We start from the raw sequence: 342 nt of genomic DNA, 5'->3' as shown, positions 1-342 counted from the left end.
ACCGTCTATCAGTGTGCCCCTTTTTTATTATTATAACAATATTTTTATGTAATGTCAAGACCTTTCCTTAAATTCGCCATTGGCGAATTTTTATTTATTCACTAAAATCACATCAGCTGATTTATAAATAGGACAATTATTTCTTTCCGGACAATTCTGCTTATAAAACTCCTGATATACACATTCCATTGAGACCTTTTTATATGTATTCACATCGCTTATTTTATATCTTACATTGACAAAATATTCTGTTTTCTGTATCGGACAATAATCAAAATGTGGTTTTATTATATACATTTACTATAATCCCCTTAATAATTTTATATATTTAATTATATCACT

General features: G+C 26.6%; 1 protein-coding gene. It reads right to left on the bottom strand.

Annotation, left to right across the window (positions count from 1 at the left end):
• Positions 1–90: 90 nt before the first annotated feature.
• Entirely contained in the window at positions 91–297 is a 207-nt protein-coding gene (locus OCV67_RS13560; RefSeq protein ID WP_147644300.1) for a hypothetical protein, read from the bottom strand.
• Positions 298–342: the final 45 nt, after the last annotated feature.

The sequence above is a fragment of the Porcipelethomonas ammoniilytica genome (assembly GCF_025567485.1).
Lineage (GTDB): Bacteria > Bacillota > Clostridia > Oscillospirales > Ruminococcaceae > Porcipelethomonas > Porcipelethomonas ammoniilytica.
This window is presented reverse-complemented; position numbering and strand designations above follow the sequence as displayed.

Excerpts from the sequence above, each read along its gene's own strand:
- OCV67_RS13560 (WP_147644300.1), bottom strand. The coding sequence starts at position 297 with ATGTATATAATAAAACCACATTTTGATTATTGTCCGATACAGAAAACA.